18 protein-coding genes are annotated in these 17,444 nt (G+C 69.2%); 9 read left to right on the plus strand and 9 right to left on the minus strand.

The window, feature by feature from the left end:
* On the plus strand, window positions 1-216 hold a 216-nt coding region (locus ACE3P2_RS18805), incomplete at its 5' end, for a chorismate lyase (protein ID WP_374267319.1).
* Window positions 213-1,100, plus strand: coding sequence for a 4-hydroxybenzoate octaprenyltransferase (ubiA, locus tag ACE3P2_RS18810; protein ID WP_374267321.1), 888 nt, complete (start codon window positions 213-215; stop codon window positions 1,098-1,100). The genes ACE3P2_RS18805 and ubiA, both read left to right, overlap by 4 nt.
* Window positions 1,101-1,113: 13 nt before the next feature.
* Here ubiA and waaA read toward each other — a convergent pair whose 3' ends face one another.
* Complete coding sequence (gene waaA / locus ACE3P2_RS18815) at window positions 1,114-2,400, minus strand: lipid IV(A) 3-deoxy-D-manno-octulosonic acid transferase (protein ID WP_374267323.1); 1,287 nt, start codon at window positions 2,398-2,400, stop codon at window positions 1,114-1,116.
* Window positions 2,401-2,567: 167 nt separating this feature from the next.
* On the opposite strand from waaA, the gene ACE3P2_RS18820 reads away from it, so the two are divergent.
* Genes ACE3P2_RS18820 through ACE3P2_RS18850 form a run of 7 tightly spaced genes read left to right on the plus strand, consistent with a single transcriptional unit; the run spans window position 2,568 to window position 9,955 of the window.
* Entirely contained in the window at window positions 2,568-3,575 is a 1,008-nt protein-coding gene (locus tag ACE3P2_RS18820; RefSeq protein WP_374267325.1) for an NAD-dependent epimerase, read from the plus strand.
* A 55-nt stretch (window positions 3,576-3,630) separates the two neighbouring features.
* Entirely contained in the window at window positions 3,631-4,419 is a 789-nt protein-coding gene (locus ACE3P2_RS18825; RefSeq protein ID WP_374267327.1) for a glycosyltransferase family 2 protein, read from the plus strand.
* A 2-nt stretch (window positions 4,420-4,421) separates the two neighbouring features.
* Entirely contained in the window at window positions 4,422-5,285 is an 864-nt protein-coding gene (locus ACE3P2_RS18830; protein WP_374267329.1) for a DNA ligase, read from the plus strand.
* A gap of 5 nt (window positions 5,286-5,290) precedes the next feature.
* Window positions 5,291-6,247 carry an NAD-dependent epimerase/dehydratase family protein gene (locus tag ACE3P2_RS18835; RefSeq protein ID WP_374267331.1) on the plus strand — a complete coding sequence of 319 codons (957 nt, stop codon included), beginning with the start codon at window positions 5,291-5,293 and terminating at the stop codon, window positions 6,245-6,247.
* Window positions 6,237-7,250 carry a glycosyltransferase family 4 protein gene (locus ACE3P2_RS18840; protein WP_374267333.1) on the plus strand — a complete coding sequence of 338 codons (1,014 nt, stop codon included), beginning with the start codon at window positions 6,237-6,239 and terminating at the stop codon, window positions 7,248-7,250. Before ACE3P2_RS18835 ends, ACE3P2_RS18840 begins: the two co-directional genes overlap by 11 nt.
* Complete coding sequence (locus ACE3P2_RS18845; RefSeq protein ID WP_374267335.1) at window positions 7,244-9,118, plus strand: polysaccharide biosynthesis protein; 1,875 nt, start codon at window positions 7,244-7,246, stop codon at window positions 9,116-9,118. Before ACE3P2_RS18840 ends, ACE3P2_RS18845 begins: the two co-directional genes overlap by 7 nt.
* Window positions 9,119-9,121: 3 nt before the next feature.
* Window positions 9,122-9,955, plus strand: coding sequence for a symmetrical bis(5'-nucleosyl)-tetraphosphatase (locus ACE3P2_RS18850; RefSeq protein WP_374267337.1), 834 nt, complete (start codon window positions 9,122-9,124; stop codon window positions 9,953-9,955).
* 36 nt (window positions 9,956-9,991) lie between these two features.
* Here the strand turns inward: ACE3P2_RS18850 and ACE3P2_RS18855 are convergent, their stop codons facing one another.
* From ACE3P2_RS18855 to accB, 8 genes are all read right to left on the minus strand, one after another.
* A complete protein-coding gene (locus ACE3P2_RS18855; protein ID WP_374267339.1) occupies window positions 9,992-10,612 on the minus strand; it encodes a lysophospholipid acyltransferase family protein in 621 nt (206 codons plus the stop codon).
* A gap of 128 nt (window positions 10,613-10,740) precedes the next feature.
* Window positions 10,741-11,499 carry a GNAT family N-acetyltransferase gene (locus ACE3P2_RS18860; RefSeq protein ID WP_374267341.1) on the minus strand — a complete coding sequence of 253 codons (759 nt, stop codon included), beginning with the start codon at window positions 11,497-11,499 and terminating at the stop codon, window positions 10,741-10,743.
* Window positions 11,500-11,645: 146 nt separating this feature from the next.
* Window positions 11,646-12,101, minus strand: coding sequence for a glycine zipper 2TM domain-containing protein (locus ACE3P2_RS18865; RefSeq protein WP_374267343.1), 456 nt, complete (start codon window positions 12,099-12,101; stop codon window positions 11,646-11,648).
* 11 nt (window positions 12,102-12,112) lie between these two features.
* Window positions 12,113-13,048 (minus strand): carbohydrate kinase family protein, encoded by a 936-nt coding sequence (locus ACE3P2_RS18870; protein ID WP_374267345.1) that lies wholly within the window; start codon window positions 13,046-13,048, stop codon window positions 12,113-12,115.
* A gap of 63 nt (window positions 13,049-13,111) precedes the next feature.
* Window positions 13,112-14,605 (minus strand): DUF3426 domain-containing protein, encoded by a 1,494-nt coding sequence (locus tag ACE3P2_RS18875; RefSeq protein ID WP_374267347.1) that lies wholly within the window; start codon window positions 14,603-14,605, stop codon window positions 13,112-13,114.
* Window positions 14,602-15,498, minus strand: coding sequence for a 50S ribosomal protein L11 methyltransferase (prmA, locus tag ACE3P2_RS18880; protein ID WP_374267349.1), 897 nt, complete (start codon window positions 15,496-15,498; stop codon window positions 14,602-14,604). The genes ACE3P2_RS18875 and prmA overlap by 4 nt, the downstream gene beginning before the upstream one ends.
* Window positions 15,498-16,859, minus strand: a complete 1,362-nt coding sequence (gene accC / locus ACE3P2_RS18885; RefSeq protein ID WP_374267395.1) for an acetyl-CoA carboxylase biotin carboxylase subunit — start codon at window positions 16,857-16,859, stop codon at window positions 15,498-15,500. Before accC ends, prmA begins: the two co-directional genes overlap by 1 nt.
* Before the next feature lie 9 nt (window positions 16,860-16,868).
* A complete protein-coding gene (gene accB, locus ACE3P2_RS18890; protein ID WP_374267351.1) occupies window positions 16,869-17,327 on the minus strand; it encodes an acetyl-CoA carboxylase biotin carboxyl carrier protein in 459 nt (152 codons plus the stop codon).
* Window positions 17,328-17,444: the final 117 nt, after the last annotated feature.

Genomic DNA, 17,444 nt, shown 5'->3' on the forward strand with positions numbered 1-17,444 from the left:
GCGGCGGTGCTGTTCGACGATCCCCGGGTGGCGCGCTCGGCGCTGGAGGCGGCCCGCCTCGACGCCCGCGATTCGCGCTGGCACCATGCCGCCCGCGCCACCGGCCGGGCCGACCTGCCGGCCCTCTGGGCGCGCCGCTCGGCCTTTCGCCGCCACGGCGCGCCGCTGCTCATCACCGAAATCTTCCTGCCCGCGATCCGGAGCCTTGCCCCATGAACCCGACGATGCCGACCCTCACCCTGCGCGAGCGCATGGCCGAATACGAGAAGCTGATGCGCCTCGACAAGCCCATCGGCATCCTGCTGCTGCTGTGGCCGACCCTGTGGGCGCTGTGGGTGGCGGGCGCGGGCCGGCCGGCGTTGTCGGTGGTGGCGATCTTCGTGGTGGGCACGGTGCTGATGCGCTCGGCCGGCTGCGTCATCAACGACTACGCCGACAAGGATTTCGACGGCCACGTGGAGCGCACCCGCAACCGTCCGCTGGCCGCCCGGCGGGTCAGTCCGAAGGAGGCGCTGTGGCTGGCCGCGGGGCTGTCGCTGGTGTCCTTCCTGCTGGTGCTGCCGCTCAACACCCTCACCATCCTGATGAGCGTGCCGGCGGTATTCCTGGCCGGCAGCTATCCCTACACCAAGCGCTTCCTGGCGATTCCCCAGGCTTACCTCGGCGTGGCCTTCGGTTTCGGCATCCCGATGGCCTTCGCGGCGCTGCAGGGGGAGATTCCGCCGGTGGCCTGGGCGATGCTGGTGGCCAACGTCTTCTGGGCGGTGGCCTACGATACCGAGTACGCGATGGTGGACCGCCCCGACGACCTGAAGATCGGCATCAAGACTTCAGCGATCACCTTCGGTCGCTTCGACGTGGCGGCGGTGATGCTGTGCTACGCCGCGACGCTGGCGATCCTGGCCTGGGTCGGCGCGCAGACCGGGCGCGGCGCGGCCTTCTTCGGGGGGCTGGCGGTGTCGGTGGGAATCATCGGCTACCACTACACCCTGATCCGCGGCCGCGATCGGGCGAAGTGCTTCAAGGCCTTCCTGCACAACAACTGGGTCGGCGCGGCGATCTTCACCGGCTGGGTGCTCGATTACCTGATCGTCGGCTGAGCGCCTCCGGCGTTCAGCTCCGTTGCGGGCGCGACCCCCGCAGCAGCGGGGTGAGGATGTCCATGGTGCGCTCGGTGGCGCCCCGGTGGGACTGGGCGAAATCCCGCCCGGCCTGCCCCATGGCGGCGCGACGCGGCGGATTGGCGAGGATCTCGAGGGCCTCCTCGATGGCGTCGTCGATGTCGTCGGCGCGCACCGCGGCACCCACTTCGATGGCCTGTTCGCAGACCACCTTGAAGTTGAAGGTGTGCGGCCCGACGATCACCGGGCAGCCCACGGTGCTTGCCTCGATGGGGTTCTGTCCGCCGAGCTTTTCCCACGCGCCGCCGATGATCGCCACGTCGGCGGCGGCGCAGTAGGCGTACATCTCGCCCATCGAGTCGCCCAGCCACACCCGGGTATCGGCCATCACCGGCTCGTCCTTCGAGCGCTTCTGCAGGCTGAGCCCGGCGCGCCGGACCAGCTTGGCGACTTCGTCGAAGCGTTGCGGATGGCGCGGCACCAGCACCAGCAGCACCTCGGGCGGACACAGCCGCGCGAAGGCGTCGAGCAGCGGTCCTTCCTCGCCCTCGCGGGTGCTGGCGGCCAGCAGCACCTGGCGTTGCGGCCCGAAACGGTTGCGAAACACCGCGCCCAGCGCCAGCAGCGGGGCCGGCGGGGCGATGTCGAACTTGATGTTGCCGGTGACCATCACGTAGCGCGCCCCGAGCGCCGTCATGCGCTGGCCGTCGGCCTCCGTCTGCGCGCCGATCGCCGACAGGTGGGCGAACGCCTTGCGCGCCAGCCCGCCGGCCCGGGCGTAACCCCGCGCCGAACGCGCCGACAGGCGGGCATTGACCATCGCCAGGGGCGTACCGGTCTTGCGGCAAGCCTCGACGAGGTTGGGCCACAGCTCGGTTTCCATCAGGATGCCGATGCGCGGATGGAAATGCCGCAGGAAGCGTGCCACCGCCCACGGAAAGTCGTAGGGCAGATAGACGCTCTGCACCCGCGGCGCCAGCGCGCCGAACAGTTCGGCGGCGGTGTCCCGGCCGGTGGGGGTCATGTGGGTGAGCAGCACGCTGTGATCGGGATGGGCGTCGAGGAGCGCGTGCAGCAGCGGTGCGCAGGCCCGCGTCTCGCCCACCGACACCGCGTGCAGCCAGATCACCGGCCCTTCGAGGACGGTGGCGTACTGGCCGATGCGCTCGCCCACGTGTTGCAGGTATTCCGGCTGGCGGCGCGCGCGCCACAGCAGCCGCAGGCCCACGAAAGGCGCGGCGAGATACCAGACGGCGGTGTAAAGGCTTCGATGGATCAAGGGGATAGGCCGTTGCGCGATGTCGGGGAGTATACCGGGCGTTGCAGATGGCACGACACGCCGTGTGTCGCCGATTTACGGTGTCATGTGCACGTGCGAAAATGCCGGGCTGACGGTTTCGCCCAGCCGGCGTGCCTGCCCACCAACCCGCATCGTCTCTCACGAACATGAAAATTCTCGTTACCGGCGCTGCCGGCTTCATCGGCTCGCATACCAGCCTGCTCCTCCTGGCGCGGGGCGACACCGTCGTCGGCCTCGACAACCTCAACGACTACTACGACGTCCAGCTCAAGCTGGATCGCCTGGCCCGCCTCACGCCCCACGAGAACTTCCGTTTCGTGAAGCTCGACGTGGCCGACCGCGAGGGCATGGAAAAGCTCTTCGCCGAAGAGAAGTTCGACAAGGTCATCCACCTGGCCGCCCAGGCCGGCGTGCGTTACTCGCTGGTCAATCCCCACGCCTACATCGAGAGCAACATCGCCGGCTTCATGAACATCCTCGAGGGCTGCCGCCACAACAAGGTGCAGCACCTTGTTTATGCCTCCAGCTCCAGCGTGTATGGCGGCAACACCAAGATGCCGTTCGCCGAGTGCGACAGCGTCGACCACCCGGTGAGCATGTACGCCGCGACCAAGAAGGCCAACGAGCTGATGGCCCACACCTACAGCCATCTGTTCGGCCTGCCCACCACCGGCCTGCGCTTCTTCACCGTGTATGGCCCGTGGGGTCGTCCGGACATGGCGCTGTTCCTGTTCACCAAGGCGATCCTCGAAGGCCGCCCCATCGACGTGTTCAACCACGGCAAGATGAAGCGCGACTTCACCTTCGTGGACGACATCGTCCAGGGCGTCATCAAGACCCTCGACCACACCGCCGAGCCGGATGCCACCTACGACGCCGACGCGCCGAACCCGAGCACCAGCAACGCGCCCTTCCGCGTGTTCAACATCGGCAACAACAACCCGGTCGAGTTGATGAGCTTCATCGAGGCCATCGAGAACGCCGTGGGCAAGAAGGCCGAGAAGAACTTCATGCCGCTGCAGGACGGCGACGTGCCGGCCACTTACGCCAACACCGACGCCCTCAACGCCTGGACGGGCTTTGTGCCGGCGACCCCGGTGCCGGTGGGCATCGGCCGCTTCGTCGAGTGGTACCGGAGCTACTACAAGGTTTGATCGCCGTTGCACCGGGCCGCCGCCGGCGGCCCGACCTTCCCGGGGCGAGGCGTCGATGGAGCGCCTGACCGTCAGTCTCGTGCTGTTCCGGCCCGACGCCGGGCAGCTGCGCGCCACGCTCGACTCGCTGGTCGTGGCGAGCCGGGTGGCGGACGTCGCCCCCGATCTGTTCCTCATCGACAACGGTGGCGGCGAGGCGGCGCTGGCCGGTCTGAGCTTTCCCGACGACTGGGGCGTGCACGTCATCTCCGGCCACGGCAACGTCGGCTTCGGGTGCGGCCACAACCTGAGCCTCGACGGTGCCGGCGACCAGCACCTGATCCTCAACCCCGATCTCGAGCTGGCTCCCGACGCCCTCGTCGCGGCGCGTGCGTTCTTCCGCGCGCATCCCGAATGCGGCCTGCTGGCCCCCGCAGTGCGCTGGGACGACGGCCGCGTGCAATACCTCTGCAAGCGCGTGCCGACGGTGTTCGATCTGTTCCTGCGCGGCTTTGCCCCGGGCTGGTTGCGTCGCCGTTTCGCCGCGCGCATGGCCCGCTACGAGATGCAGGACGTGATCGGCGACGCCGTGGTGTGGGATCCGCCGCTGGTGAGTGGCGCCTTCATGTTCTTCCGCACCGACGTGTTGCGCCGGCTCGGCGGCTTCGATCGCCGCTTCTTCCTCTACTTCGAAGACTACGACCTGTGCCTGCGCGCCGCCCGCGAAACGCGGATCGCATATGTGCCGACGGTCAAAGTCGTGCATCATGGCGGCCACGCGGCCAAGAAGGGCTTGCGTCATATCCGCATGTTCATGCAGGGTGCCGCCCTGTTCTTCCGATTGCACGGCTGGAGATGGTTCTGACGATGGTTTCGAACGAGCGCCGCGCCTGGCTGCGCGGTGGGCTGTCGGCGTGCGTCCTGGCGGCGCTGCCGGCCTTTGCGGGCAGTGCGCCGGACGCGCCGCCGCTGCTCCTCGCAGAGGTGCTGCGCGGCGACGTGGACGTGTCGCGCTACTGGGTCAGCGAGAAACTCGACGGTGCCCGCGCCCTGTGGGACGGCCACAGCCTGCGCTTTCGCAGCGGCCATCCAGTGCCGGCGCCGGCATGGTTCGTAGCCGGCCTTCCGCCCGAGCCGCTGGACGGCGAGCTGTGGATCGGGCGCGGCGCCTTCGCGCTGTTGTCCGGCACCGTGCGCCGCCACCAGCCCGACGACGCGGCATGGCGGCGGGTGCGCTTCATGGTCTTCGAACTGCCCGGCGCCGAGGGCGACTTCAGCGAACGACTCGATCGCCTGCAGGCGATCGTGGCCCGCGCCGACGTGCCCTGGCTGCAATGCGTCGAACAGTTCCGCGTCGCCGACCGGGCTGCGCTGCAGGCCCGCCTCGACGCGGTCGTCGCGGCGGGTGGCGAGGGCTTGATGCTGCATCGGGCCGACGCGCCTTACCTCACCGGCCGCAGCGACGTTCTCCTCAAGCTCAAGCCGCTCCTCGACGCCGAAGCCACGGTGCTTGCCCACCTGCCGGGCCGGGGCCGGCTGGCGGGCATGATGGGCGCGCTGCAGGTGGAGACCGACCAGGGCGTGCGCTTCCAGCTCGGCACCGGCTTCAGCGACGCCGAGCGCCGCGCCCCGCCGCCGGTGGGCAGCCGCATCACCTTCGTCTATCGCGATCTGACCCGGGACGGCGTGCCGCGCTTCGCCAGCTTCCTGCGGCCGCGCGTGACATTCTGAGCGCCATGACCAGCCTCGTCACCGGCGGGCGTGGGTTCATCGGCGCGCGGCTCGTGGCCGCCCTGCGCGCCGACGACGTGCGGGTGCGGGTGCTCAGTCGGGCGGCCCCGGCGGGGCCCGACGACGTCCGCGGCGATCTGTTGAACCCGGCCACCCTCGCCGCGGCCTGCGTGGGCGTCGATACGGTCTTCCACTGCGCCGGCCATGCCCATGCCTTTGGCGCGCGCAGCGCTGCCGACGCGGACCACCACCGGCGGGTCAACCTCGAAGGCACCCGCGCGCTGGCCGAGGTGGCCGGTCGCGCCGGCGTGCGGCGGCTGGTCTTCCTGTCCAGCGTCAAAGCAATGGGCGAGCCGGGCGAGGCCTGCATCGACGAGACCTGGCCGGTGCCGCCCACATCGGCCTACGGCCAGGCCAAGCGCGCCGCCGAGGACGCCCTGCACGCGGCGGGCGAACGCTACGGCATGCACGTGGTGAGCCTGCGGCTGGCGATGGTCTACGGCGCCGGCGGGCGCGGCAACCTGGAGCGGATGGCGGCGCTGGTCGGACGCGGACTGTTTCCGCCCTTGCCCGAAACCGGCAACCGGCGCTCGCTGGTGCACGTCGCCGATGTCGTGGCGGCGATGCGCCTGGTGGCGGCGGACAGGCGCGCGGCCGGGCGCAGCTACATCGTCGCCCACCCCCACGCCCATTCCGGACGAGGGTTGTTCGACGCGCTACGCGCCGCCCAGGGGTTGGCGCCGATCGGCTGGTCGGTGCCGCGGGGCCTGCTCGTCGCGCTGGCCCGTCTCGGCGACGGCGCGGGCTGGCTGGCGGGGCGCCGGGCGCCCTTCGACAGCGAAGCGCTGTCGCGACTGCTCGACTCGGCCTGCTATGCGCCGACGCGTATCGAACGGGAGCTGGGCTGGCGGGCCCGGATCGATCTTGCCGATGGATTGCGGGAGATGCGTAATGGCCGCTGACGCGCTGGTGTGGGTGTCGCTGCTGGCGTTCGGGGTGGCCTGGGGCGTGACCTGGGTGTGCTGCCAGCCCGGTTCGTGGCTGCATTTTCTCGACCATCCCAACGAGCGCTCGCTGCACGTCACGCCGATTCCGCGCACCGGCGGCGTCGGCGTGATGGCCGGTGTGCTCGCGACGGGGATTGCGGCGGCACTGGCCTGCGGGCTCGGCAGCGCGGTGCTGGCGGCCCTCGGCGGCGCGCTGGCGCTGGCGGCCCTGGGGCTCGTCGACGACCGGCGCAGCCTCCCGGCGCGGGTGCGCTTTGCCGCGCAGGCCGTGGCGGCGGGGGGCTTCCTGGCGGTGCTGGCGCCGTCAACCGGTACGGCGGTGACGGTGCTCTTCCTCGTCGGTCTGGTGTGGATGGCGAACCTCTACAATTTCATGGACGGCTCGGACGGTCTCGCCGGTGGCATGGCGCTGATCGGCTTCGCCTGCCTCGGTCTTGCCGCGAACCTGGCCGGCCACGCTGGCCTGGCCTTGGTGTGCGCAGGGATCGCGGCGGCGGCGGCGGGCTTTCTGTGCTTCAACTTTCATCCGGCGCGGATTTTCATGGGCGACGTCGGCTCGGTGCCGCTGGGCTTCCTGGCCGGCGCGCTGGGACTGGTCGGCCAGCGGGCCGGCGCGTGGCCGCTGTGGTTTCCGTTGCTGGTGTTCTCGCCGTTCGTTGCCGATGCGACGGTGACGCTGCTGCGTCGGGCGCTGGCCGGCGAGAAAGTGTGGCAGGCGCATCGCAATCACTTCTATCAACGGGTGGTGCGGATGGGCGTCGGACACCGGCGGACGGCGCTGGCGGCCTACGGGCTGATGGCGGCGGCAGGGGGCTCGGCGGTTGCTGGATTGTCGCAAGGGTTTTCGCTGCAATGCGGCATGATTACAATGTGGATATTCCTATACGTGATCCTGGGGAGGTGGATTGACCGCGCCTGGCGCCGTCACGCCGCAGCTCACGGGCAAACACCTTGCTGAAAACTGTTCATCACCCCCTGCTGGTTTACCTGTCGGACGTGGTCGGCGTAGCCCTCGCGTGGTGGCTGGCGTACCTGATCCGCTTCAATTTTGCGATTCCGCCGGAGTTCCTGCCGGGCCTGTTCCAGGGGCTGGCGGTTGTCCTGGTGGTGCAGGGCGTGCTGCTGCGCGCCTTTGGTCTGTACCGCAGCCTGTGGGTCTTCGCGAGCCTGCCTGATCTGGTGTGCATCGGTCGGGCGGTGGTGGTGGCCGCCGGGTTGACGCCCCTCGTGGTGGTGGTGGCCGTGCGCACCGCGCCGGAGGTGCCGCGCCTGGTATTCGCGCTGCAGCCGCTGTTGCTGGGCTTGTACATGGGCGGTTCGCGGGCGCTCTACCGCACCTGGAAGGAGTCGCGCCTGTACGGCGGGCTGCGTGCGCTTGGCCAGCCGGTGGTGGTGGTGGGGTCGGGTGAGGCCGCAATCGGGTTGCTGAAGGAGATTTCCCGTTCGGCCGAGTGGCGGGTGGTCGGGCTGGTCGACGACAGCCCCGCCAACCAGGGGCGCGAGTTGTACGGTTGCAAGGTGCTGGGGCGGATTGCCGACCTGGAGCGGGTCGCCGAGGAGCACAAGGTGAGCCATGCCATCATTGCGATGCCCAACGCGCGCCACGAGGTACGCCGCAAGGTGGCCAGCGCCTGCGTGCGCGCCGGGGTCAAGGCCCTGATCGTGCCGGCGATCAGTGACGTGATGACCGGCCGGGTGAAGGTCAGCGAGGTGCGCAAGGTCGACGTGGAAGACTTGCTCGGCCGCGATCCTGTGCGCATCCACACTGCCGAGGTGCGCGAATACCTGCGTGGCAAGGTGGTGATGGTGACCGGTGCCGGTGGCTCGATCGGCACCGAGCTGTGTCGCCAGATCGCCCGCTACGAGCCGTCGCTGCTGGTGTGCTTCGACATCAGCGAGTTCGCGCTGTACCGGCTGGGCGAGGAGTTTTCCGTTCACTTCCCCAACCTGCAACTGGTGGCGCTGGTGGGCGACGTGAAGGACGCGGTGCGGGTCGACGAGGTGGTGAATCGCTATCACCCCCACGTGATCTTCCATGCCGCCGCCTACAAGCACGTGCCCTTGATGGAGGACGACAACGCCTGGCAGGCGGTGCGCAACAACGTGCTCGGCACCTGGCAGGTGGCACGCAGTGCGGTGAGCTGCGGGGTGTCGCGCTTCGTGCTGGTGTCCACCGATAAGGCGGTCAATCCCACCAACGTGATGGGCGCCACCAAGCGGCTGGCCGAGCAGGTCTGCCAGGCCATGTCGGTTGAGGGGCGCACGCAGTTCGAGATCGTCCGCTTCGGCAACGTGCTCGGCAGCGCCGGCAGCGTGATCCCGAAGTTTCAGGAACAGATCGACGCGGGCGGCCCGGTGACGGTGACCCACCCCGAGATCACCCGCTTCTTCATGTCGATCCCGGAGGCGGCACAGCTCGTGCTGCAGGCCGGTTCGATGGGCAAGGGCGGCGAAATCTTCGTGCTCGACATGGGCGAACCGGTGAAGATCGCCGAGCTCGCGCGGGACATGATCCGGCTGTCGGGACGCTCCGAGGAGCAGGTGCGCGTGGTGTTCACCGGCCTGCGCCCCGGTGAGAAGCTCTACGAGGAAGTGCTGGCCGACGCCGAGCAGACCCGGGCCACCCACCACCCCAAGCTGCGTATCGCCCGCGCCCAGCCGGTCGGCCCCGGCCATCTCGACGCACTGCTCCAGTGGCTGCGGCAGCGCCGCCCGGTGGGCGCTCACGAGGTACGGCGGGAGTTGCGGCGCTGGGTTCCCGAATACACCCCGACGTCGTCGCCGCCGCCGCTGAAGGTGGTCGATCTGTCAGAGCAGCGGGCCTGAGCCATGGCAACCTACGCAATCGGCGACATTCAGGGCTGTTTCAGCTCGTTGATGGCGCTTCTCGAGCGGATCGCCTTCGATCCGTCGCGCGACCGCCTGTGGCTGGTCGGCGACCTGGTCAATCGCGGGCCCGAGTCGTTGCAGACGCTGCGTTTCGTGCGCGATCTGGGGCCGGCGGCGATCACCGTGCTCGGTAACCACGACCTCTACCTGCTGATGGTGGCCTACGGCACCGTGCGCAGCCGCGGCAAGGACGACACGATCCAGCCGATCCTCGATGCGCCCGACCGCGAGGCGCTGCTCGGCTGGTTGCGCACCCGTCCGCTGATGCACCTCGAAAACGGCCATGCGATGGTTCACGCCGGGCTTTTGCCAGGCTGGACCGCGCCCCAGGCCCGGGCCCTGGCGCGCGAGGTCGAGGGCGCCCTGGCGGGGCCCTACCACGCCGACCTGCTCCACAACATGTGGGGCAGCGAACCGGCCGCGTGGCGCGACGATCTGCGCGACTACGAGCGGATGCGGGTGATCGTCAACGCCATGACCCGGATGCGCTTCTGCACCCCCGACGGCGTGATGGATTTCAAGGTGAAGGGCGAGGTCGCCAAGGCGCCGAAGGGCTATCTGCCGTGGTTCGAGGCGCCGGGACGGCGCAGCGCCGATACCACCATAGTGTTCGGCCACTGGTCGGCCCTCGGTCTGAAGGTCGAGCCGCGTCTGCTGGCGCTCGACTCGGGCTGCCTGTGGGGCCGCGAGCTGACGGCGGTGCGCCTCGAAGACCGGACGATCTTTCAGGTGGCCTGTCAGGAGCAGGCCCACGGCCGGCTCAAGCCCTCCTGAGGGCACGCATCCGATCGCGGCCTGCCCGCGGTCGCGTCAATCGACGAGACGGGCGGCGATGGCGTCCCGCGCCGCGTGGGCGAGGACGCGGCGGTCCGGGGTGTCGCGGGATTGGAGCAGCGGTGCGGCGTCCACCCGGGCGATGATGCGCCGCTCGGCGATGATCGCCCGCAGGCATTCGCCGAGGCTCACGTCGCCGTCGTAGGCAGGGGCGCGGGTGAAGCGTCCGTCGGGCAGGCGGTAGGCGATGGCCAGTGGCTGGATCGCCGCGCCGGCGTCGATGGCGGGCTGCAGCAGCGCGGCATGGAAGTGGTGCACCTCGCGACCGTCAGTCGTGGTGCCTTCCGGGAACAACGCCACATGCCGGCCCTGGCCGAGCAGGGCGGCGATCTCGCCGTTCACGATGCGGGCGTGGCCGCGGCTGCCGCGGCGCAGGAAAACCGTCTCGTTCTTCGCGGCGAGCCATCCGATCAGTGGCCACTGGCGTACCTCGGCCTTCGAGATGAAGGCGGCGGGCCAGGCGGCGTTGATCACGAAGATGTCCAGCCACGAGACATGGTTGGCGACCAGCAGGCAGCCGGGTTCGACCGGCGTGCCGCGCAGTTCGAGTGTGACGCCGAGAAGTCCGAGCAGGCGGCCGGACCACCAGCGTTTCAAGCGATTGCGCCGCGACGGCGCGATGAACGGGAAGACCGTGGCGGCCGTCAGCGTCCCGCCCAGCAGATGAACGGCCAGGCGGGCGTAGCGGACGAGACGAAGCGGGCGTGGGGTGGGGCTGGCGGGTTTCAGTCCTTGCGTCCCATGAAATGCTTGGCGTAGCGGGCGTCGAGCCGGGAGATCGGCAGCAGGACGGGCAGGTCGGCGGTATTGAAGTCGGGATCCCAGGCCGGCTCGCCGCACACCCAGGCGCCGGCCCGCAGGTAGCCCTTGATCAGCGGCGGGGTCTCGGTTTCGAGATCCTGGCGCAGGGCTGCGAGGGGGAGGGGCGTGCGGGGGAAGACGCGGTACTCGAGCGGGCAGAGGTGCTCGTCCTTCAAACGATTATACAGGCTGGCCGCCAGGTGACCGCCGTCGGCCATGCTCACCGAAGCGCAGCCGACCAGATAGTCGTAGCCGTTTTCGAGCATGTAGCGGGCCAGGCCCGACCACAGCAGGGTGATGACTGCGCCGGAGCGGTAGTCGGCATCGATGCAGGAGCGGCCGATCTCGACCATGCGGCTCTTGAGATGGCGCAGGCGGGTTAGGTCGAATTCGTTCTCGGAATAGTAGCTGCCCACTTCGCGGGCGGCGCTCGGCGACAGGATGCGGTAAGTGCCGACGATGCGGCCGGCGTCCTCGTCACGCACGATCAGGTGTTCGCAGAAGGGGTCGTAGATGTCGCGATCGACGCCCGGCGTGCGGGTGTTCAGGCGCGCGCCCATTTCTTCGGCAAAGACGCGGTAGCGCAGCTTCTGGGCCTCCAGCACTTCGGTGGGGCTCGCGGCGAGGCCGACGTGCAGGTTGCGGCCGGGGCGCTGGGCGGCGTGTTGTTGCTTTTGCAGCATGACGGAATCCTCGTGGGGTTTCCGTGCATTGTCTGGATGCTGCGTTGCGGTGAAGTGAAGCGGCGGTTACCGGCGTATGACGGTGGCGGGCGGCCGCGGCAAAAAAGGGCGCCGCAGCGCCCTTGCGTGGCCCGCCCGATTGGCGATCAGCGGGTCACGCGGGTGGTGCGGCCGTCCTGCAGCAGACGGACGCGCTCGCCGGGCTGGAAGTTTTCGCCGCCGTCTTCCTGGGTAACGGCGAGCATCTCGCCGTTGTCCATTTTGAGGGTGACTTCGACGCCTTGGGCGCGGGTGATGCCTTCCTCGGCCGCCGCGCCGGCCAGGCCGCCGACCACCGCGCCGACCACCGCGCCGATCGCCGACCCCTTGCCGGAACCGACGGTGCTGCCGGCAATGCCACCGACGGCGGCGCCGCCGAGGGTGCCGACCGGCGATTTGGTGCCTTCGAGCTTGACGTGCCGGACGCTTTCGACAACGCCCATGCGCACGCTCATCACGCGGCGCGTTTCGGTGCGCTGGTAGTCGCCGGCGCCCTGACCGGACGCGCAGCCGACGACGGTGACGGCGGCCAGCAGGGCCATGCCCAGATTCACGATTCGCATGTTTCTTCCTTTCACCACAGGGTTGAACCAAAGGCCGTGCGATAGGCCTCGGCGATTTCATCGCGGCTCGGGGCGTGGTTCTGCCCGCCGCGGCTGGCTATCTTGATGGCGCCCATCAGCGAGGCGAGGCGACCGCTCTGATCCCAGTCCATGCCCTCCGCGATGCCGTGGAGCAGGCCGGCGCGGTAGGCGTCGCCGCAGCCGGTCGGGTCCTGGATCTGGGTGGGCACGGCGCACGGGATGTCGATCCGGCGTCCGCCGGTGTGGATCTCGGAGCCTTCGCCGCCGCGGGTGACGATCAGCGCTTTGACCTCTTGGGCGAGGGATTCGACCGAACGGCCGGTCCGCTCGCACAGCAGGCGAGCCTCGTAATCGTTGACCGTGCAGTAGTCGGCCAGTTTCAGGCAACTCAGCAGTTCGCTGCCGTTGAACATCGGCAGCCCCTGACCCGGGTCGAAGATGAACGGAATGTTCGCTTCGGCAAACTGGCGGGCGTGTTCGAGCATGCCGTCGCGCCCGTCCGGGGAGACGATGCCGAGCTGCACCCCTTGGGTCTGGCTGACGGTATTGACGTGGGAGTGGATCATCGCGCCCGGGTGGAAGGCAGTGATCTGGTTGTCGTCGAGGTCGGTGGTGATGAACGCCTGGGCGGTGAAGGTGCCGGGGATCTCGGTGACGTGAGTGCGCGGCAGGCCGAGCGCGTCGAGACGATCGAGGTAGGGGCGCGCGTCGCTGCCGACGGTGGCCATGATGAGCGGGTCGCCGCCGAGCAGCTTGAGGTTGTAGGCGATGTTGCCGGCACAGCCGCCGAATTCGCGCCGCATCTCGGGCACGAAGAACGAGACGTTCAGGATGTGCAGTTGCTCGGGCAGGATGTGGTTACGGAAGCGATCGTGGAAGACCATGATCGAGTCGTAGGCGATGGAGCCGCAGATCAGCGTGGACATAAACGTGGCGGGAGGTGGGCGATCCGGTTGGAAAAGGCGGCGAGTCGGAGGCCGCCTGGCGCGTCAGGGGTAGAAGACGTACACCCGATAGCCGGCAGCGGCGACGCCCGGGGCTTCGAAACCGATCCGGGTGGAGACTTCGCGCTGGGCGGCGAAGGCATCCTTGGGGGCGTCGGCGGGCAGCCATTGGGCGGGTTCGAGCACCTTGCGGACCAGGGCCTTGTCGCGTGCGTCGGTGAGGGTGATCTCGAGGTGCGGGTAGGCCTGGGCGTATTCGGCGCGGTTGCGCAGGGTGGCGTGCAGGGTGAAGAAGGCTTCGCGGTTGGCGTCGGGCTGGATGTCCGAACTCTCGATGGCGATATCGGCGGCGTTGCGCGGCAGTGGCAGTTCGCAGCCCAGGCCACTGCACAGGCTTTCCATGAACGGACGCATCTGCGGCGACGACTGGACGATCTCGCTGCGGAAAACCAGAACGCCCTGGCCGAGAAGGGCGAGGACCAGCAGCGTGGCGCCGGCGGCCCAGGCGGCCTGGCGCAGGGCTGGCGCGGGGGGCGCCGGCTGCTGGGTGGCAGGCGGCGTGGGTTCGCTGTCGTCGTCGCTCTCGTCGGGTGCGGGGCCATCGGGCTCGACGATGCCGGGGTTGGCCGGCACGACCTGGGCGATGGGCTCGTCGTCGGCGAGCATCGGTTCGACGCGCGGAGCGAGCTCGGCGCGGGGTTCGGCCAGCATCGCGGCGGGCTCTTCGCTGGCGGGCCAGGGTTGGTCGTCACTGTTCGCGGCGAGGGCCTCGGGCGGAGTGGTGTCCGCGTCCTGCTTGTGGAGGAGCGCATCGAAGTCGACGGCCTCGTGCTGCGGTGCGCTGAGGTCGAGCTCGGCGGCATCCGGCCAGTCGGGCTGGAAGGCGGGGGCCGGAGGTTCGGCGGGGGCGGTGGCGTCGCCGTCGGGGGCTGCCGGCGGCCACGCCTGCTCGATGTCGATGTCGGCGAAGGGTTCGACGCGCAGCTCGAGATCGGCGGGGGCGGGTTCGGACTCGATGGGCGGGGCGTCGTCGAATTCGATGTAATCGGGCAGACCAGGGGCGTCGTCGGCCTCGGGGGCTTCGTCGGCGCCGGGCGGCGTGTTCGGAGTTGCGGGCTCCGCGTCGTCGAGGCTGGTCGGGGCGGCGGCGGGCGGCTCGGTGTCGGGTGCGGTGTCGAAGCCCGGCTCGAACCCGGGTTCGGGCGTCTCGGCGGGCTGTGAGATCGGTGCGGATTCGTCCGCGCCCTCGACGGAGGCGTCCGGGGCGTGGGGGGCGAGGTCGACCGCGTCGTCTGGCAAGCGTGCGTCTTGCTCGTTGATCGGGCGCTTTTCTTCGAGGACGAACAGCGGTGTCTCGGCGATCGCGGGGACGATGGGGGGCGGTAGTTCGTTGCCGGGCGGATTGTCGTCGAGGCGGCTCTCGAGGGCGTTGAAGGCGTGCTGGCAATGACCGCAGCGCACCCGGCCCGCGCGTGCCTGCACCTGCTCCGGGCGCACCCGGAAGGTGGTTCCGCAAGCGGGGCAGCGCGCAAGGATCATGACGTGGCGGTTTGCTGGCCTTCAAGGCGCACCCAGCCGTCGTGGGTGGCCCCGACGGTGAGCGCGATGAACGGCGCGTAGGCTGCGATGACTTCGTCGGCCTGGGCTTCCAGCACGCCGGACAGGGCCAGCTTGCCGCCGGGGGCGACGCGCGCGGCGATGAGCGGCGCGAGCATCTTCAGCGGGTTGGTGAGGATGTTGGCGACGACGCGGGCGAAGGTGCCGTCGAGGGGCTTGGCCGACACCTGCAGGTGCAGGCTGACGCCGTTGTTGGCGGCGTTGGCGGCGGCGGTCTCGACGGCCTTCTCGTCGATGTCCACGCCGGTGACGTCGCCCGCGCCGAGGCGCGCGGCGGCAATGGCGAGGATGCCGGAGCCGCAGCCGTAGTCAAGCACGCTGACACCCGGTTCGATCACGTCGGTGAGCCATTCGAGGCACAGCCGGGTGGTCGGGTGGGAGCCGGTGCCGAACGCCATGCCCGGGTCGAGGATTAGGTTGATGGCGTCGGGCGCGGGGGATTCGTGCCAGGAGGGCACGATCCACAGCCGGTCGGTGATGCGGATCGGGTCGAACTGGCTCTGGGTGAGCTGCACCCAGTTCTGCTCCTCCACCTCTTCGATGGTGAAGGGTGGCACCGCGTCGAGCCCGGCGGCGGCGGCGGCGGTGGCCAGCGCCTCGGCCAGGTCGGTGTCGGTGTCGAAGAGGGCGACGACGCGGCTGTGATCCCACAGGCTGGCCGGGTGCATGCCCGGCTCGCCGAACTGGGGCTTCTCGGCGTCGGTGCCGGCATCGGCGTCGTCGATGCTGACCGACAGGGCGCCATGCTCCATCAGCGCTTCGGAAAGCGCCTCGGCGCGGGTGGCATCAGCCTGCAGGATGACGGAAATCCACATCAGCTCTTGTTGACCTCGTTGCGGCCGGCGAGCTTGTGCTCGAGGTAATGGATGCTGGTGCCGCCTTCGACGAAGCGGGCATCGAGCATCAGCTCCTGGTGCAGCGGGATGTTGGTCTTGATGCCCTCGACCAGCATCTCGGACAGGGCGATGCGCATCCGGCGGATGGCCTGGTCGCGGGTGTCGCCATAGGCGATCAGCTTGCCGATCATCGAGTCGTAGTGTTGCGGCACGGTGTAGCCGTTGTACACGTGGGAGTCGACGCGGATGCCGGGGCCGCCAGGGACGTGCCAGTTGCCGATCTTGCCCGGGCAGGGGGTGAACTTGAACGGATCTTCGGCGTTGATGCGGCACTCGACGGCGTGGCCGCGGAATTCGATGTCGCGCTGGCGGTAACGCAGTTTCTGGCCCGCCGCGACGCGGATCTGCTCCTGAACGATGTCGACACCGGTGATGAGTTCGGTGACCGGGTGTTCGACCTGGACCCGGGTGTTCATCTCGATGAAGTAGAACTCGCCGTTCTCGTAGAGGAACTCGAAGGTGCCGGCGCCGCGGTAGCCGATCTTGCGGCAGGCTTCGGCGCAGCGCTCGCCGATGCGCAGGATCAGGCGGCGTTCGATGCCCGGCGCGGGGGCCTCTTCGATGACCTTCTGGTGGCGGCGCTGCATCGAGCAGTCGCGCTCGCCCAGGTGAATCGCATTGCCATGCTGGTCGGCGAGGATCTGGATTTCCACGTGGCGCGGATTTTCCAGGAACTTCTCCATGTAAACCATGGGGTTGCCGAAGAAGGCGCCTGCTTCGGCACGGGTCGTGGTGACGGCGTTGAGCAGCGCGGCTTCGGTGTGGACGACGCGCATGCCGCGCCCGCCCCCGCCGCCCGCGGCCTTGATGATCACCGGGTAGCCGATGGCACGGGCGATCTTGACGATTTCCTTCGGGTCGTCGGGCAGCGCACCGTCGGAGCCCGGCACGCAGGGCACGCCGGCGGCCTTCATGGCGTCCTTGGCGGAGACCTTGTCGCCCATCAGGCGGATGGTCTCGGCGCGGGGGCCGATGAAGACGAAACCGGACTGCTCGACGCGCTCGGCGAAGTCGGCGTTCTCGGACAGGAAGCCGTAGCCCGGGTGGATGGCTTCGGCGTCGGTAACCTCGGCGGCGGAAATCAGGGCCGGAATGTTGAGGTAGCTCAGCGCGGACGAGGCCGGGCCGATGCAGACCGACTCGTCGGCCAACTTGACGTACTTGGCCTCGGCGTCGGGTTCGGAGTGCACCGCGACGGTCTTGATGCCCAGCTCACGGCAGGCGCGCAGCACGCGCAGGGCAATCTCGCCGCGGTTGGCGATCAGGATTTTTTCGAACATGGCCATGATTTAGCCGATGATGAACAGAGGTTCGCCAAACTCCACGGGCTCGCCGTTCTCGACGAGGATGGCCTTGATCGTGCCGGACACTTCGGCTTCGATCTCGTTCATGAGCTTCATGGCTTCGATGATGCACAGCACGTCGCCGACAGCCACGCTCTGGCCGACTTCGGCGAGCGGCTTGGCACCCGGCGCGCTGGCGCGGTAGAAAGTACCGACCATCGGGGACTTGACCACGTGGCCGTCGGGCAGGGCGGGCTCGGCAGCAGGAGCTGCGGCGGCAGCCGCCGGCGCGGCGACTGCCGCCGCAGGGGCGGCAATCGGTGCCTGGGCCACGTAGCTGACCGGCGCGGGGCCGGAGGCGTGCTTGGCGATGCGGACCTTTTCCTCGCCTTCGGTGACTTCCAGTTCGGAAATGCCGGATTCCTGGACCAGATCGATCAATTTCTTGAGCTTGCGAAGATCCATTGTGTTCCCCTCGATTAAGTTGGCGGCCTGCCGGCGGGCAGGCGGGCCGGATGTCTGGTTTAGCCGCGGATGATGCGGAGGCGGGACGACGCGGATGCGGGGGCGCGGGCTGCTCGG

This window comes from Zoogloea sp., assembly GCF_041911615.1.
Lineage (GTDB): Bacteria > Pseudomonadota > Gammaproteobacteria > Burkholderiales > Rhodocyclaceae > Zoogloea.

Excerpts from the sequence above, each read along its gene's own strand:
- ubiA (WP_374267321.1), top strand. The coding sequence starts at position 213 with ATGAACCCGACGATGCCGACCCTCACCCTGCGCGAGCGCATGGCCGAA.
- ACE3P2_RS18820 (WP_374267325.1), top strand. The coding sequence starts at position 2,568 with ATGAAAATTCTCGTTACCGGCGCTGCCGGCTTCATCGGCTCGCATACC.
- ACE3P2_RS18825 (WP_374267327.1), top strand. The coding sequence starts at position 3,631 with ATGGAGCGCCTGACCGTCAGTCTCGTGCTGTTCCGGCCCGACGCCGGG.
- ACE3P2_RS18830 (WP_374267329.1), top strand. The coding sequence starts at position 4,422 with ATGGTTTCGAACGAGCGCCGCGCCTGGCTGCGCGGTGGGCTGTCGGCG.
- ACE3P2_RS18835 (WP_374267331.1), top strand. The coding sequence starts at position 5,291 with ATGACCAGCCTCGTCACCGGCGGGCGTGGGTTCATCGGCGCGCGGCTC.
- ACE3P2_RS18840 (WP_374267333.1), top strand. The coding sequence starts at position 6,237 with ATGGCCGCTGACGCGCTGGTGTGGGTGTCGCTGCTGGCGTTCGGGGTG.
- ACE3P2_RS18850 (WP_374267337.1), top strand. The coding sequence starts at position 9,122 with ATGGCAACCTACGCAATCGGCGACATTCAGGGCTGTTTCAGCTCGTTG.
- ACE3P2_RS18860 (WP_374267341.1), bottom strand. The coding sequence starts at position 11,499 with ATGCTGCAAAAGCAACAACACGCCGCCCAGCGCCCCGGCCGCAACCTG.
- ACE3P2_RS18865 (WP_374267343.1), bottom strand. The coding sequence starts at position 12,101 with ATGCGAATCGTGAATCTGGGCATGGCCCTGCTGGCCGCCGTCACCGTC.
- ACE3P2_RS18870 (WP_374267345.1), bottom strand. The coding sequence starts at position 13,048 with ATGTCCACGCTGATCTGCGGCTCCATCGCCTACGACTCGATCATGGTC.
- ACE3P2_RS18875 (WP_374267347.1), bottom strand. The coding sequence starts at position 14,605 with ATGATCCTTGCGCGCTGCCCCGCTTGCGGAACCACCTTCCGGGTGCGC.
- prmA (WP_374267349.1), bottom strand. The coding sequence starts at position 15,498 with ATGTGGATTTCCGTCATCCTGCAGGCTGATGCCACCCGCGCCGAGGCG.
- accC (WP_374267395.1), bottom strand. The coding sequence starts at position 16,859 with ATGTTCGAAAAAATCCTGATCGCCAACCGCGGCGAGATTGCCCTGCGC.
- accB (WP_374267351.1), bottom strand. The coding sequence starts at position 17,327 with ATGGATCTTCGCAAGCTCAAGAAATTGATCGATCTGGTCCAGGAATCC.